General features: G+C 41.1%; 14 protein-coding genes. 13 read left to right on the forward strand and 1 reads right to left on the reverse strand.

Annotation, left to right across the window (positions count from 1 at the left end; all coding sequences use genetic code 11):
* Positions 1 to 57 precede the first annotated feature (57 nt).
* The 10 genes from polX (at position 58) to uvrC (ending at position 12,498) form a co-directional block, all read left to right on the forward strand.
* Positions 58 to 1,773 (forward strand): DNA polymerase/3'-5' exonuclease PolX, encoded by a 1,716-nt coding sequence (polX, locus tag Q7A53_RS00595; protein WP_411787170.1) that lies wholly within the window; start codon positions 58 to 60, stop codon positions 1,771 to 1,773.
* A gap of 24 nt (positions 1,774 to 1,797) precedes the next feature.
* On the forward strand, positions 1,798 to 4,143 hold the full coding sequence (locus Q7A53_RS00600) for an endonuclease MutS2 (protein ID WP_411787171.1): 2,346 nt from the start codon (positions 1,798 to 1,800) through the stop codon (positions 4,141 to 4,143).
* Positions 4,144 to 4,166: 23 nt separating this feature from the next.
* A complete protein-coding gene (locus tag Q7A53_RS00605) occupies positions 4,167 to 4,574 on the forward strand; it encodes a DUF350 domain-containing protein (protein WP_411787172.1) in 408 nt (135 codons plus the stop codon).
* 547 nt (positions 4,575 to 5,121) lie between these two features.
* A complete protein-coding gene (locus Q7A53_RS00610) occupies positions 5,122 to 6,825 on the forward strand; it encodes a long-chain-fatty-acid--CoA ligase (protein WP_411787173.1) in 1,704 nt (567 codons plus the stop codon).
* Positions 6,826 to 6,934: 109 nt separating this feature from the next.
* A complete protein-coding gene (locus Q7A53_RS00615) occupies positions 6,935 to 7,525 on the forward strand; it encodes a TetR/AcrR family transcriptional regulator (RefSeq protein ID WP_411787174.1) in 591 nt (196 codons plus the stop codon).
* A gap of 14 nt (positions 7,526 to 7,539) precedes the next feature.
* On the forward strand, positions 7,540 to 8,313 hold the full coding sequence (locus Q7A53_RS00620; protein WP_411787175.1) for an enoyl-CoA hydratase: 774 nt from the start codon (positions 7,540 to 7,542) through the stop codon (positions 8,311 to 8,313).
* 17 nt (positions 8,314 to 8,330) lie between these two features.
* Entirely contained in the window at positions 8,331 to 9,104 is a 774-nt protein-coding gene (locus tag Q7A53_RS00625; protein WP_411787176.1) for an electron transfer flavoprotein subunit beta/FixA family protein, read from the forward strand.
* A gap of 25 nt (positions 9,105 to 9,129) precedes the next feature.
* Positions 9,130 to 10,110, forward strand: coding sequence for an electron transfer flavoprotein subunit alpha/FixB family protein (locus tag Q7A53_RS00630; protein WP_411787177.1), 981 nt, complete (start codon positions 9,130 to 9,132; stop codon positions 10,108 to 10,110).
* Positions 10,111 to 10,266: 156 nt separating this feature from the next.
* A complete protein-coding gene (trxA, locus tag Q7A53_RS00635; RefSeq protein ID WP_411787178.1) occupies positions 10,267 to 10,581 on the forward strand; it encodes a thioredoxin in 315 nt (104 codons plus the stop codon).
* A 120-nt stretch (positions 10,582 to 10,701) separates the two neighbouring features.
* A complete protein-coding gene (gene uvrC / locus Q7A53_RS00640; RefSeq protein WP_411787179.1) occupies positions 10,702 to 12,498 on the forward strand; it encodes an excinuclease ABC subunit UvrC in 1,797 nt (598 codons plus the stop codon).
* A 16-nt stretch (positions 12,499 to 12,514) separates the two neighbouring features.
* On the opposite strand, the gene Q7A53_RS00645 is transcribed toward uvrC, so the two are convergent.
* The gene (locus tag Q7A53_RS00645) at positions 12,515 to 12,958 is read right to left on the reverse strand and encodes a YslB family protein (protein WP_411787180.1); all 444 of its coding nucleotides are present in this window, start codon (positions 12,956 to 12,958) and stop codon (positions 12,515 to 12,517) included.
* Between the two features lie 281 nt (positions 12,959 to 13,239).
* Here Q7A53_RS00645 and Q7A53_RS00650 point away from each other — a divergent pair, with 281 nt between their 5' ends.
* The 3 genes from Q7A53_RS00650 to sdhB are packed head-to-tail and all read left to right on the forward strand — an operon-like array spanning position 13,240 to position 16,446.
* Positions 13,240 to 13,860: a succinate dehydrogenase cytochrome b558 subunit gene (locus Q7A53_RS00650; RefSeq protein WP_411787181.1), complete on the forward strand. Its 621-nt coding sequence runs from the start codon at positions 13,240 to 13,242 to the stop codon at positions 13,858 to 13,860.
* Between the two features lie 55 nt (positions 13,861 to 13,915).
* On the forward strand, positions 13,916 to 15,667 hold the full coding sequence (gene sdhA, locus Q7A53_RS00655) for a succinate dehydrogenase flavoprotein subunit (protein WP_411787182.1): 1,752 nt from the start codon (positions 13,916 to 13,918) through the stop codon (positions 15,665 to 15,667).
* Positions 15,668 to 15,681: 14 nt separating this feature from the next.
* Positions 15,682 to 16,446 (forward strand): succinate dehydrogenase iron-sulfur subunit, encoded by a 765-nt coding sequence (sdhB, locus tag Q7A53_RS00660; RefSeq protein ID WP_411787183.1) that lies wholly within the window; start codon positions 15,682 to 15,684, stop codon positions 16,444 to 16,446.
* Position 16,447: the final 1 nt, after the last annotated feature.

Here is a 16,447-nt window from a genome sequence, read left to right on the forward strand (position 1 = left end):
TTCTGTTGAAGATGGTGACAGATTCACAGTTTATATTATAGAGGAGTCGATGAACAAATGGCTATTGATAAAAAGAAAGTCATCCATTTACTTGAAGACATTGCTGTTTACTTAGAATTAAAAGGAGAGAATCCTTTCAAGATCTCTGCCTATAGAAAAGCCGCACAGGCACTTGAACGTAACGATCATTCGCTGAATGAAATCGAGGATTTTACCAAGTTAAAAGGGATTGGTAAAGGAACGGCAGCGGTTATAGAGGAGTATCTGGAAAATGGAGAGTCAGAAACACTGCAGCAGTTGAAGGAAGAAGTACCTGAAGGGTTGGTTCCGTTGCTAGATCTTCCTGGCATGGGTGGCAAAAAACTTTCTAAAATTTACCACCAATTAGAAGTAACAGACGCTGATACGTTGAAAAAAGCACTTGAAAATGGAGAAGTAGAGAATCTTGAAGGGTTCGGTAAGAAATCAGCTGAAAAGATTCTTAAAGCTCTGCAGGAGGCAGACTCCCGTCCGGAACGTCTGCCGATGGCCATGATGCTGCCTATTTCAGAAAAGGTATTAGCTTTTCTAAAACAGGGGAAAACGTTTCAACAGTATTCACTCGCCGGCAGTTTAAGAAGAATGAGGGAAACTGCAAAAGACATAGATTTTATCATTGCTTCTGAACATCCGGCTAAAACGAGAGATGAATTATTAACTTTTCCGGATATTAAAGAAGTGGTAGCTTCTGGAGAAACCAAGGTTTCTATCGTCGTTCAGGGAAAATATGACGTAGGAATTGACTTTCGGATCGTAGCTCCTAGTGAATTTGCTACTACTTTGCATCACTTTACTGGTTCGAAAGATCACAATGTGGCGATGAGACAGCTTGCTAAAACCCGGGATGAAAAGATCAGTGAATATGGAGTTGAAAATTCTAAAACGGGTGAAGTAAAGACGTTTAAAAGTGAAGAAGATTTCTTCAACCATTTTGGCCTTCACTTTATACCGCCGGAAGTACGGGAAAACTATGGAGAGGTAGAGAAATTTAAAGATCCTGTTTCTCTCGTCTCTCTTGAGGATATTAAGGGTGACCTGCATATGCACTCTACTTGGAGTGACGGTGCCCAGTCTATTAAAGAAATGGCAGAAAGAAGTAAAGAAAAAGGGTACGAATATATCGCGATTACGGATCACTCTAAATACCTCCAGGTCGCAAACGGTTTGAATGAGAAAAGACTGCGCATGCAGCGGGAGGAAATTGAAAAAGTCAATGAATCAATGGATGATTTTCATATCTTTGCAGGGATTGAAATGGATATCCTGCCAGACGGTCGTTTGGACTTTGAAGACGATTTTCTGAAGGAAATGGATTTTGTTATTGCATCTATCCATTCTAGTTTTCAGCAAACACAAGAGCAGATTATGAACAGAATGCAGGCGGCGCTTGAAAACCCGCATGTTGATATGATTGCTCACCCAACTGGCCGGTTAATCGGAAGACGTAATGGATATGCGGTGGATGTGGAAAAGTTAATAGAGCTAGCGAAAGGCACAGGAACCATTCTGGAACTGAATGCGAATCCAAATCGATTGGACCTAAACTTTGAATGGCTGATGAAGGCGCAAGAAGAAGGAGTTCAAATTGCTATTAATACCGATGCGCATAATTATTCTATGCTGGAACATATGAGAATCGGTGTGGGTACGGCAAGAAGAGGGTGGCTGAAGAAAGAAACGGTCCTCAATACTTGGACTAAGAAACAACTAATGGACAGATTAGCACATACCTAAAAAGGAACAAAGGAGACTATCTACATGAACGGGCGAATCCTCCAAGTTTTAGAATACAAAAAAATTATAGAACAGCTTATAGAATTAGCAGCTTCTTCCTTAGGGAAAGAACAGGCATTGGCATTAAAGCCTTCTTCTGAATTGGAAAAGGTAGAGTTGCTGCAAAAAGAAACTGATGAAGCAGCTCAAGTCCTGCGATTAAAAGGTCATGTGCCATTAGGGGGCATTTTTGATATCAAGCCAAGCATTAAAAGAACAATAATTGGCGGGATATTAAGTGCAGGCGAATGTCTCGATGTCGCAAGTACCATTTATGGCGGGAAGCAGCTAAAAAGATTTATTGAAGATATGGAAGAACCAGAAATGCCGATTTTAAGAGAGATGGTAACTGAAATAGTCCCTCTAACTGACTTGGAGCATCATATCCGCAGCTGCATTGATGACCATGGAGGAGTCATGGACGGAGCTTCTGAGAAGTTAAGATCAGTCCGATCGAAAATACGTACCTATGAAAGCAGGGTGCGCGATAAAATGGACACCTTTACGAAATCAAAGTCAAAGATGCTCTCAGACGCAATCGTAACGATTAGAAATGAGCGCTATGTTCTGCCTGTGAAACAGGAATATAGAGGATCAATTGGCGGAATTGTTCACGACCAATCCTCCTCGGGCGCTACCTTATTTATAGAACCTCAAGCCGTAGTTGATTTAAATAACCAACTCCAGGAATCAAGAGTTCAGGAAAAACAAGAAGTGGAAAAGATTTTAAAAGAGCTATCTGAAGCGATTGCAGCTGATCAAAGCTTCTTGTACAGCAATGTTGAGATCCTGGGTAAGGTAGACTTTATGTTCGCAAGGGCAAAGCTTTCCACCAAGATGAAAGCTTCTATGCCCAAGATGAACAATGAGGGCCGCATCAAAATGAAGCAGGCGAGACATCCACTCATTGATGATGAAGAAGTGGTCCCTAATGATATCGAATTAGGCGAAGACTTTACTTCGATCGTAATTACCGGTCCTAATACAGGCGGTAAGACGGTTACTTTAAAGCTTGTCGGATTATGTACACTGATGGCCCAGTCAGGTCTTCAAGTACCTGCTCTTGATGGATGTGAACTTGCTGTATTTGATGAAGTCTATGCAGACATAGGAGATGAACAGTCCATTGAACAGAGCTTATCTACTTTTTCTTCTCATATGACTAACATTGTCAATATATTAAAGAGAGTAGACAGCCGTTCATTAGTATTATTTGATGAGCTGGGTGCTGGAACAGATCCTCAGGAAGGCGCTGCCCTGGCGATGTCCATTTTAGATGAGGTGGTGCGAAGAAATTCAAGAGTAATTGCAACTACGCACTATCCAGAACTGAAAGCTTATGGTTATAATCGAAAGGGAGTAGTCAATGCTTCCGTAGAATTTGATATACAAACGTTAAAACCCACTTACCGCTTACTAATTGGTGTACCTGGACGAAGCAATGCGTTTGAAATCTCCCGCAGGCTTGGACTGGACGAACATGTGATTGAAACGGCTAAGGGACATGTTGGGAGAGATTCTCAAAGTGTGGAGAATATGATCGCTTCTTTGGAAGAATCGAAAAGAGGCGCTGAACGAGATTATGAAGAAGCTGAGCATCTCCTGAAGGAAGCAGAGGATCTTCATAAGGAATTGCAGAACCAATGGAACCAATTTGAAGAACAAAGGGATAAACTCTACGTCAAAGCTGAAGAAAAAGCTGAAAAAGCTATTCAAAAAGCGCGGCAGGAAGCGGAAGATATTGTTGGAGAAATCCGCAGCATGAAAAATCAAGCCGAATTGAAAGAACACGAATGGATTGAAGCACGAAAAATGTTCGATGAAGCAAGACCTGAACTTGCTAGTCAAAAACCGAAACAGAAACCAGTAAAAAAGCAGGAATCTAGAGAATTAAAACCTGGTGACGAAGTTAAATTAACCACACTAAATCAGCAAGGAACAATTGTGGAGAAAGTCGGCAATAATGAATTTCAAGTTCAAGTCGGTGTTATGAAAGTGAAAGCAAAACGAAAAGATCTGCAATTTGTTAAAGCTGAACAGCCCTACAAAGAAAAGCCAATGGCAACAGTCAAAGGAAAAAGCTACCATGTCAAAACAGAACTTGATTTAAGAGGAGAAAGATATGAGGAAGCTTTAAATCGATTAGAAAAGTATGTCGATGACGCTTTACTCGCTGGTTACCCGCAAGTATCTATTATTCATGGTAAAGGAACAGGTGCTCTGAGAACGGCAGTGAAGAATTTTGCTAAAAATCACCGTTCTATTAAGAGTCATCGAGCCGGAGGTATGAATGAGGGCGGAAGCGGCGTTACAATTTTAGAATTTAGTTAAGTGCAGGTAAAGGAGAGTAAACTATGGATGGTTTTTGGGAATACCCTTTAGTTGAAACAGCGGCCCGATACAGTGTAGTTATCCTATGCCTAGTTGTATTTATGACGGTATTTGAAATTGTCACTTCCTATAACAACTGGAAGGAAATAAAGGCGGGAAACATGGCAGTAGCTATGGCAACTGGCGGCAAAATCTTCGGGATTGCCAACATATTCCGCTTTTCCATTCAGCATAATGATTCACTACTGCAAACAATGGGTTGGGGCTTGTTTGGATTTTTACTATTATTATTTGGCTATTTTATTTACGAATTTTTAACTCCTTCTTTCCGTATAGACGAAGAAATTACGAAAGATAATCGTGCTGTAGGTTTTATTTCACTCGTCATCTCCGTAGGACTTTCTTACGTCATCGGTGCGAACATTATATAAGGGGTGAGTGAAATGGAAACATTGGCTAAAGTACTAATCGTGGTTGCTGCTCTGTTTTTTATCATAGGTGTACTATATTTTTTTGTGTAGCTAATGAGGCAGAAATAAAGAAAGAACGCTTCAAGGTAAAGAAGAACGTAACATGAGCTAATTGAAAATATTAGATTGATCCAGAAACATCATTTAGAGCTGATTAAAAAACCCGAATCCATTGGTTTCGGGTTTTTTACTACATGTCGTGGTCGTTAGCCAATCGCCTGCGGGGAGGAAGAGAGCTCCCCTCCGCCGCTTGTCATATGCTTGTCGGGGCTACCAGGTCACTTCCGCTTTTGTATCATCCAGCTGCGAGTCGCAGATCCACGCGGTTCTAAGCCATCGACTTCCAGAGGGGGAAGTCCCCCCTCTTGCAGCCGCTGACTTAGCCCGGAGGATCTAAACGCTCCTCTCCGCTTTTGTTACTAATTTTTCCAAAATTTTAAATAATATTTCAAATCTTGATAGAAACCGTTATAATAATACTTAAGATAAATTAAAGGAGGCGTTTCGTATGACCATCTCAGAGCGGTTATGGCATAAGCATTATCCTCCAGAAATCTCTACAACTATGGAATATGAGAAAAGACCTTTGCATGAATTTCTAGAAGAAAGTGCTGCTCTTTACGGAGAAAAGAAAGCGCTTTATTTTATGGGGAAAGAATTAACTTACAGGGAAGTGAATAAGCAGACTCGTTTGCTGGCTAGTTATCTGCAGGAGATTGGTTTAACCAAAGGTGACCGGGTTGCCATTATGCTGCCTAATACTCCGCAATCAGTTATTGCCTATTATGCTGTACTTATGGCAGGAGGAGTCGTCGTTCAAACCAACCCTTTGTATATGGAAAGGGAACTCGAATATCAAGTTAAGGATTCAGGGGCTAAAATGATCATTTGTCTTGATGCCTTTTATCCTAAGGCCGTTTACGTAAAAGGAAGAACTTCCCTTCATCATATTATTGTAACTGGAATCAAGGACTATCTCCCCTTCCCAAAAAATAAAATCTATCCATTTATCCAGCGTAAAAGTGCAAAAGTACTTGTAAAGGCGGAGCAATCCACAGATACTCATCTATGGAACCGGATTTTAGAAACGAGCAGCGGGCAAGTGACACCGGTGGATATTGATCCTGAAGAAGATCTGGCGTTACTTCAATATACAGGCGGCACTACGGGGTTTCCAAAAGGTGTAATGCTCACTCACTATAACTTAGTCGTAAATACTCAAATGTCGTTAAACTGGCTTTATAAGAGCGAAAAAGGACAAGAAACGGTTCTGGCTATATTACCTTTTTTTCATGTCTATGGCATGACTTCTGTAATGAATTTATCCATTATGATGAGTTCAAGAATCATTTTAATGCCCAAATTTGAAGCTGAAGATGTATTAAAAGTAATTGAAAAGCAGCGTCCTACTTTGTTTCCAGGTGCCCCAACCATTTATATTGCTCTTTTAAATCACCCCCGCCTCAAGAAGTATGACCTCTCCTCAATAGAGGCCTGTCTGAGCGGATCTGCTCCTCTTCCAGTTGAAGTTCAGGAACGATTTGAAGAAATAACTGGCGGAAAACTTGTAGAAGGATACGGACTGACAGAAACGTCACCTGTTACTCACTCCAATTTCATTTGGGGAAGAAGAGTCAGTGGTAGCATTGGTGTGCCCTGGCCTGATACCGACGCCAAAATAATCAAGCTTGAAGAGAATGAGGAAGCAGACATCGGCAGCATTGGGGAAATTGCTGTGAAAGGACCACAAGTGATGAAAGGCTACTGGAATAAGCCTGAAGAAACGGCACAAGTGCTAAGTGAAGATGGCTGGTTCCGTACTGGGGATATGGGATATATGAACGAAGAAGGGTATTTTTTCATCGTTGATCGTAAAAAAGACATGATTATTGCTGGGGGCTACAATATTTATCCCCGTGAAGTAGAAGAAGTCCTTTACGAACACGAAGCCGTTCAAGAGGCGGTTGTCGTTGGTGTGCCAGATCCTTACCGCGGGGAAACCGTCAAAGCATTTATTGTGAAAAAACAAGGGAGCGGGATAACTGAGGATGAACTCAATGAATACTGCCGCAAAAAGATGGCCGCTTATAAAGTACCTCGAATCTATGAGTTTAGAGATGATCTTCCTAAGACTGCTGTTGGCAAAATACTCAGAAGATCATTAGTGGAAGAAGAGAAGCGAAAATTGGAAGATTCCGAGGCTGTCCAGTAACATGGACGGCCGCTTGGGAATGAATGTTGACAGAATGAAAATCAGTAGTTAGAATAATAGATGAATGACCGTTCATTCATTTTCAACATTCATAAGGCAGGCGATAATAATGAAAAAAAATAAACCTAAATATAAACAAATCATAGATGCTGCTGTTGAGGTGATTGCTGAAAATGGATATCACTCCTCACAAGTTTCCAAAATTGCAAAAAAAGCTGGAGTGGCGGACGGTACCATTTATCTTTATTTTAAAAATAAGGAAGATATCCTTGTTTCATTGTTCCAGGATAAGATGGGACAGTTTATAGAAAAAATAGAGCAGGAAACCAATGCACGACAGACTGCCGAAGAGAAGCTTCTTAAATTGGTAGAAACTCATTTTGAACAGCTTTCTGCTGATCATCATCTTGCTATCGTTACTCAACTGGAATTACGTCAGTCAAACAAAGAATTGCGTCAAAAGATTAATGAAGTGTTAAAACGATACTTAGCAGTGATTGACCAAATTGTGGAGGAGGGAGTGGAAGAAAATCTGTTCCGTCGTAACATGGATCCCCGGCTCGTTCGTCAAATGATTTTTGGCACATTAGATGAAACCGTAACGAATTGGGTGATGAAGGAGCAGAGGTATAACATATTTGAACAGGCCGAAGAAGTTCACACTTTACTCGTTCATGGTTTATCTGAACCATCAAGCTAAAGGAGAGGTTAGCATTGTCAACGATTGATTATCAGGTGGAAGACCAAGTAGCGTTTTTAACTATTGAAAGTCCGCCTGCAAATGCATTGTCCAGCACTATACTTAATGATTTATCATCCATTATGGATAAACTTGAAAATGATTCTTCTGTGAAAGCAGTCCTCATTAAAGGGGAGGGCAAATTCTTTTCTGCAGGTGCAGATATTAAAGAATTCACCTCGTTTCAAGGTGCCTCTGATTATAAAGAATTAGCAAGTAAAGGACAGCAGCTTTTCAGCAGAATAGAAAATTTCCACATTCCTGTAATCGCTGCCATACATGGAGCAGCTCTGGGCGGCGGTCTTGAATTAGCCATGTCCTGTCATATTCGCTATGTCTCCAAAGAGGCAAAACTGGGACTTCCAGAATTAACTCTGGGCATCGTACCAGGCTTTGCCGGTACACAGCGTCTTCCAAGATATGTCGGTGCAGCCAAAGCGTATGAAATGATTTTGACTGGGGTGCCCATTACAGGAGAAGAGGCAGTAAAAGCAGGTCTAGCCAACAACAGCTTTACAGATGCTGAGTTATTTTCTGAAGCAGAAAAACTTGCCAGGAAGATCGCTGCCAAAAGCGGACCGACGATCCATCATGTGATGAGTTTAATACCATTTGCCCACACTAGTCAGTTCCAGGATGGGGTGGAAGCGGAAGCCCGGGCATTTGGGGAAGTGTTTGGCACAGACGATGCCAAAGAGGGTATTCAAGCATTTATTGAAAAAAGAAAACCAAATTTCAAAGATCAATAGCTTAGGAGGTTAAGAGAATGAACATTTATGTTTTGTTAAAAAGAACCTTTGACACAGAAGAGAAGATTGGAATTAACAATGGGAAGATAGAGGACGATGGGGCGGAGTACATTATCAACCCTTATGACGAATATGCCGTTGAAGAGGCGATAAAACTTCGTGACGATCACGGTGGTGAAGTTACTGTGGTCACAATTGGTGAAGAAGATGCTGAGAAACAGCTCCGTACTGCACTTGCCATGGGCGCAGATAAAGCGGTTCTTATTAATACGGAGGATGATCTGGAAGACGGGGATCAATTTACTACTGTGAAAATTCTAGAAGCTTTCTTTGACGGGCGTGAAGCAGACATCATCCTAGGTGGAAATGTTGCCATCGATGAAGCCAGCGGTCAGGTAGGTCCTCGTTTGGCGGAAAGATTAAATATGCCTTGCGTTACAACTATTACTAAAATTGAAATTGAAGGGGATAAAGCGAATATCGAGCGAGATGTAGAAGGGGATGTGGAGAAGGTTGAAACTTCTCTGCCATTGCTTGTCACTTGCCAGCAAGGACTGAACGAACCACGATACCCTTCTCTGCCTGGAATTATGAAAGCTAAAAAGAAACCATTAGAAGAGCTTGAAATTGATGATCTGGATCTTGAAGAAGATGATGTAGAACCTAAAACGAAAACAACAGAAATTTTCCTTCCGCCGGAAAAAGAGGCAGGGAAAGTTCTCGAAGGTGAAATTGATGATCAGGTAAAAGAGCTGGTTTCGCTGCTTAAATCCGAAGCAAAAGTACTGTAATGAATGTCTGGAAAGGAGAATCGATATGAGTAAAAAAGTAGTAGTGATCGGGGAAGCACGTGAAGGCTCCCTTCGTAACGTTACATTTGAAGCCATTGCTGCAGGGAAAATTATTAGTGATGGCGGAGAAGTGATAGGTGTATTGTGTGGATCAGGAGATCTGCAGGAATCCGGGAAAGAAATGGTTTATTACGGAGCTGACCGTGTTGTTACCGTTTCTCACGATGAATTGCAAACTTACACAGCTGATGGGTACAGCCAGGCCGTATCTGCTGTGATTGAAGATGAGGATCCAGAAGGTATTGTTATGGGGCATACTTCGATAGGAAAGGAATTAACACCTAAGCTTGCAAGTAAACTCGAAACAGGATTAATTTCTGATGCGACTGAAGTCGTTAATGAAGGCGGTAACATTGTCTTTACCCGTCCTATCTATTCAGGTAAAGCCTTTGAAAAGAAAGAAATTACAGATGGTCTGGTATTTGCTACCATTCGCCCAAATAATATCCCGCCATTAAATCGTGATGATTCTCTTAGCGGTGAAGTAACTGCAAAAGAAGTTGAGGTCAAAGGGATCCGTACAATTATTAAAGAACTTATTCGTAAATCATCTGAAGGGGTCGATCTTTCAGAGGCTAAAGTAATTGTAGCAGGGGGACGAGGAGTTAAAAGCTCGGAAGGCTTTGAGCCTCTTGAAGAACTTGCTGATGTTCTTGGAGGAACGGTTGGTGCTTCACGCGGTGCATGTGATGCTGGTTATTGTGACTACTCGCTGCAAATCGGCCAGACAGGGAAAGTAGTTACCCCTGACTTGTATATTGCCTGCGGGATATCTGGTGCTATTCAGCACTTAGCCGGTATGTCAAACTCCAAGGTAATTGTTGCGATTAACAAAGATCCAGAAGCCAACATTTTTAATGTCGCTGACTATGGAATAGTAGGAGACTTATTTGATGTCGTACCTAAATTAATTGAGGAATTAAAAGAACTAAATGTGAATGCATAATTTATGGAACCGAAACAATTTTGTTTCGGTTCTAATTATTTATAGGTACTGGTTCCGTTTATTTATTGAAAATGCAGGGTATAATCAAATTGTTAGTCACAAAAAATAGAAGATGATATACTCTATACAGACTAAATGGTCGAGGAGGAATTTATAATGTCAATTGTAAAAGCAACGGATCAAAACTTTACTGAAGAAACAAATGACGGCTTAGTCTTAGCCGATTTTTGGGCGCCATGGTGCGGACCATGTAAAATGATTGCTCCCGTTCTTGAAGAACTGGACGAAGAGATGAGCGACCAAGTTAAAATTGTTAAATTAGATGTTGATGAAAATCAGGAAACAGCTGGCAAATTCGGCGTAATGAGTATTCCTACACTTCTGTTGTTTAAAGATGGAAAAGTAGTGGATCAAGTGATCGGCTTCCAGCCAAAAGAAGCTCTTGCTGAATTAATTTCTAAACATTCTTAAATCACCATATTTAGTGATTTATTAAGCCGCGCTGCTCTGCAGTGTGGCTTTTTTCTGTATAAAATTTCCTTGATATGGTACGTTTTATATGAACATCAAAGAAATTTGGAGTGAGTCCCAATGAATTCAATTATTAAAGAAAAATTAGCCGTTCTGCCGGATCAGCCCGGCTGTTATTTGATGAAAGACCGCCAGGGGACCATTATTTATGTAGGAAAATCAAAAGTATTAAAGAATCGAGTGCGTTCTTATTTTACTGGAGCACATGATGGGAAAACCCAGCGTTTAGTTAAGGAAATTGAGGATTTAGAGTACATTGTGACTAATTCTGAAGTTGAAGCGTTAATCCTTGAAATGAATTTAATTAAAAAATACGATCCAAAGTATAATGTTTTATTAAAGGATGATAAAACTTATCCATATCTTAAGGTGACAGCTGAGAGGCACCCGAGATTAATCGTTACAAGAAAAGTGAAAAGGGACAAGGGTAAATACTTTGGACCCTACCCAAACGTAATCGCTGCTCGAGAAACAAAGAAATTGCTTGACCGACTTTATCCATTAAGGAAATGTAACACGATGCCAGATCGAGTTTGCCTGTATTATCACATGCACCAGTGTTTGGGGCCTTGTCAATTTCCCGTCAGTAAAGAAACGAACCAGGAAATTGTCCAAAGCATTACTTCTTTTTTAAGCGGCGGCCATAAAGAAATAAAGAAGGATTTGAAACAAAAAATGCTGGAGGCTTCCGAGGAACTGGATTTCGAACGAGCCAAAGAACTAAGAGATCAGATTGAACATATTGAGTCCGTTATGGAGCAGCAAAAGATGACTTTAAATGACCAGGTGGATCGGGATATTTTTGGTTATTCCTATAATAAGGGGTGGATGTGTGTTCAGGTGTTCTTTGTGCGAAGAGGAAAGCTTATCGAACGTGATGTAGCTTTGTTTCCTTTTTTTGATGATGCTGAAGAAACCTTCCTGAGTTATGTCGGACGATTTTATCTTCATCAAAACCATCCATATCCGAAGGAAATTCTGGTACCGGTTGCTACCGAAGTGAATGTGCTTGAGGGTGTAGTGGATACCAAGGTTGGCATCCCTATGCGGGGACGGAAGAAGGAATTGGTAGAACTGGCCATGAAGAATGCGGATATCGCGCTGGAAGAGAAATTTGCATTAATTGAGAGAGATGAAGAAAGAACGATTAAAGCAGTAGAAACACTTGGTGATCATTTAAATATCACAACTCCTCACCGAATAGAAGCGTTTGATAATTCGAATATTCAAGGGGCTGATGCGGTTTCAGCCATGGTAGTATTTATCGACGGTAAACCGAACAAGAAAGAGTATCGGAAATACAAGGTAAGAAATGTTGAGGGACCGGATGATTATGAAACGATGCGGGAAGTTATTCGCAGAAGGTATCAGCGCGTGCTGAAAGAACAATTACCTTTACCTGATCTAATTGTTGTAGATGGAGGGAAAGGACAGATGAGTGCAGCTTTAGATGTTCTTGAAAACGAACTTGCACTAGACATTCCGCTATGCGGCCTGGCAAAAGATGATAAACATAAAACAAGTGAACTGTTATATGGAGAACCCTCGACAGTCGTGGATCTCGACCGCAAATCGCAGGAATTTTATCTCGTTCAGAGAATTCAAGACGAGGTTCACCGGTTTGCTATCACCTTTCATAGGCAGCTGCGAGGTAAAGGTGCAATTCAATCAGAGCTGGATAAGATTCCAGGAGTGGGAGAAAAAAGGCGGAGGCTCCTATTGAGACACTTTAAATCCGTAACAGAAATCCGTCAGGCAGAGTCGCAGGATATTACCAAGCTTGGCATTCCAGAACCCGTAGCTAATACGATATTGGTTCATTTAAACCAAGAGCAAGAGCCGGCCGAAGAAGAATAAGGGCCGACTCTTTTTTTTACCCTTTCATAGCGGTAATATATATTATTTTTTCTTTCTCATTTATTTCTTCTAAACATTCGTATGTATTTTCCGTAATCGTTTGAATGATTTCAGCTAAAAAGCCACATTCTAAACGAAAGTCCACTTTATATAATTTCTGGAATAACCGCTTTTCAATGATATGACCGGATAACTGAAAAACCATTTCTTTTTTCTTTTCATTTAACAGGGACAGCTCTCCCCAACCCATGTATTGAAAAAATTCATAAAGTTCGTCAAAGGTATGTATGGAGGTTTGTCTGGCCATATTCTTCCCCATGTAATAAAGGAGGTAAGGGGCATCATTCCCCAGAAAGTCCGGCAGAGTATAATAACGCAGGAAATCAAAGCCTGCCCCAGTAGCTACCAGCGACGAAATGTTGTGAAGATCTAGCTTAGTTGATTCTTTCAAGACGCTCATCCTTTCTCTCCTATTATTATCGCTTGAATTCTCTAATGGTGCAACAATAATTCTTCCATAGGAGCTATAGGAAATAAATGTGTATTTTTGAGCATTTTTAGATGCGGATTCTTGACGCTATCACAGGATAGAAGTACAATAAACGTGTTACAAATTGTACATATTTCAGAAGGTATGTGGAAAATAGGGGAATTTCCATACTAAAATTAAGCACTTTTAAAGCGCTTTAATATCTGAGAGTGTACCCAATTCTAATGTTATTCATCTTGAGGGGGGTAAACATGGCAGGAACACGCGGATACGTTAACCGAAGATTACACTCACTTTTAGGAGTCGTACCCATAGGGATCTTCTTACTTGTGCACTTGACTGTGAACTATTTTGCAATTCGTGGACCAGAATCATTTAACTCGGCTTCAGAATTTATGGAAAGTTTACCATATCTTTTTATTATGGAGGTATTTGTAATTTATCTACCTTTACTTTTCCATGCAATTTATGGAGTCTACATTGCATTCACAGCCAAAAGCAACTTATCAAATTTTGGTTACTTCAGAAACTGGATGTTCATGATCCAGCGCGTTACCGGAATTATTACGTTGATTTTCATTGCATGGCACGTATGGGAAACACGAATTGCAATAACCTTCGGCTGGGCGGAGCTTAATTATCAGCTAATGGAAGATATCCTTACTGAGCCTTTCTTTTTCTGGTTCTACATAGTAGGTGTTATTTCCACTACTTTCCACTTTGCTAATGGTTTATGGTCTTTCTTTGTCAGCTGGGGGATTACAGTATCTCCTCGTTCGCAATTGATAATGACCTACGCAAGCATTATTGTGTTTGTAGCAATCTCTTACGTTGGAGTACGTACATTGATTCAGTTTGCATTCGGTATGTAATTTCTACCATAAGAACAACTCGATATATAGTAAGTTTAAGGAGTGAGCTTATATCATGACGAATCGAAACATAGTTGTTGTCGGCGGAGGCCTTGCGGGTCTAATGGCCACAATCAAAGCGGCAGAGCAGGGCGTGCATGTTGACCTGCTCTCTATAGTACCTGTAAAGCGTTCTCACTCTGTATGTGCTCAAGGCGGTATAAACGGCGCCGTTAACACAAAAGGTGAAGGAGATTCACCGTGGGAACACTTTGATGATACAGTTTACGGTGGGGACTTTTTAGCCAATCAGCCTCCTGTTAAAGCGATGTGTGATGCTGCCCCGGGCATTATCCACTTGTTAGACCGGATGGGGGTAATGTTTAACAGGACACCTGAAGGACTGTTGGATTTCCGACGTTTCGGAGGCACGCAGCATCACCGCACGGCATTTGCTGGTGCCACTACTGGCCAGCAGTTGTTATATGCTTTAGATGAACAAGTTCGCCGACACGAAGTAAACGGACTTGTTACCAAATATGAAAGCTGGGAGTTTCTTTCAGCTATTGTAGATGACGATGGAGTCGGCCGAGGAGTTATGGGTCAGAACTTGAATAGTCATGAAATTAAAGCCTTCCCTGCAGACGCAGTGATTATGGCTACAGGAGGACCAGGAATTATCTTTGGTAAGTCAACGAACTCTGTCATTAATACAGGTTCTGCAGCTGCTTCTCTTTATCAGCAAGGTGTTGACTATGCGAACGGGGAATTTATTCAAATTCATCCTACCGCCATTCCTGGGGATGACAAACTTCGCCTTATGAGTGAGTCAGCTCGTGGTGAAGGCGGACGCGTCTGGACGTATAAAGATGGAGAACCATGGTATTTCTTAGAAGAAAAGTATCCTGCATATGGTAACCTGGTGCCACGTGATATAGCAACACGTGAGATATTTGATGTGTGCGTTAATCAGAAGCTTGGTATTAATGGTGAGAATATGGTGTACTTGGATCTATCTCATAAAGATCCTAAGGAACTAGATGTTAAGCTTGGGGGAATCATTGAAATTTACGAAAAATTCGTAGGTGAAGATCCTAAGAAAGTTCCAATGAAGATTTTCCCTGCCGTACACTATTCAATGGGCGGCATGTGGGTCGATTTTGATCAAATGACCAATATTCCAGGGATTTTCGCTGCAGGTGAATGTGATTATACCCAGCACGGAGGCAACCGTCTAGGAGCAAACTCTCTGTTGTCCTCTATTTATGGAGGAATGGTTGCAGGTCCAAACGCAGTGAAATACACGGAAGGTCTGGAAACAATCTCCGATGATATGACTTCTTCATTATTTGATAGAAGACTCAAAGAAGAGCAGGAAAAGTTCGATGCTATTATGAGTATGGATGGCGACGAGAATGCTTACCAAATCCATAAAGAACTTGGAGAATGGATGACAGATAACGTAACAGTGGTCCGTGAAAATGAAAACCTTAAAAAGACAGATGAGAAAATTGTAGAGCTTATGGATCGTTATAAGCGTATCAATATTAATGATACATCTCGCTGGAGCAACCAGGGCGCTATGTTTACCCGTCAGCTTTGGAACATGCTTCAGCTTGCCCGCGTTATTACTCAAGGAGCTCTGAACCGTAATGAGAGTCGTGGAGCACACTTCAAGCCGGAATTCCCGGATCGTAATGATGAAGAGTGGCTGAAGACTACCGTTGCAAGCTATGATAAAGAAAATAATAAACCAGTTTTCCGATACGATCCCGTTGATACGTCGCTAATTGAGCCGCGTAAACGTGATTATTCTAAGAGCAAATAAAGGAGGAAATCATCATGAGCGAAAATAAAACGATTACGTTTATCATTACTCGTCAAGATGAGCCTGATCAGACTCCGTATGAAGAAACCTTCGAAATTCCATACCGTGAGAATATGAACGTAATCTCTGCTCTTATGGAAATTCGTCGAAATCCGGTAAATTCTAACGGAGAAGCAACATCTCCTGTCTTTTGGGAAATGAATTGTCTGGAGGAGGTTTGCGGGGCTTGTTCCATGTACATCAACGGTACACCGAGACAATCTTGTACAGCGCTGGTAGACCAGCTTGAACAGCCTATTCGTCTAGCTCCTATGTCTACTTTCCCTGTTACTCGTGACTTGGCAGTGGATCGCAGCAAAATGTTCGATTCCTTGAAGAAGGTTAAAGCTTGGGTACCTATTGATGGAACTTACGATTTAGGGCCAGGGCCTAAAATGGCGGAGAGTAAACGTCAATGGGCATATGAGCTTTCCAAATGTATGACTTGCGGTGTTTGTTTAGAAGCTTGTCCTAACGTGAACAGTAAATCTGATTTCATTGGTCCTGCTCCACTTTCTCAAGTTCGTTTGTTTAATTCCCATCCAACGGGTGCATTAAATAAGAGTGAACGTTTGCAGACCATTATGGATTCTGAAGGACTTATGGGATGTGGAAACGCCCAAAACTGTGTGCAATCCTGTCCTAAAGGAATTCCATTGACTACTTCAATTGCGGCTCTTTATCGCGATACTGCAATTGAATCCTTCAAAAGCTTTTTTGGCAGTGACAATCAAGTATAAC

This window comes from Halobacillus rhizosphaerae (assembly GCF_046719735.1).
Lineage (GTDB): Bacteria > Bacillota > Bacilli > Bacillales > Halobacillaceae > Halobacillus_B > Halobacillus_B rhizosphaerae.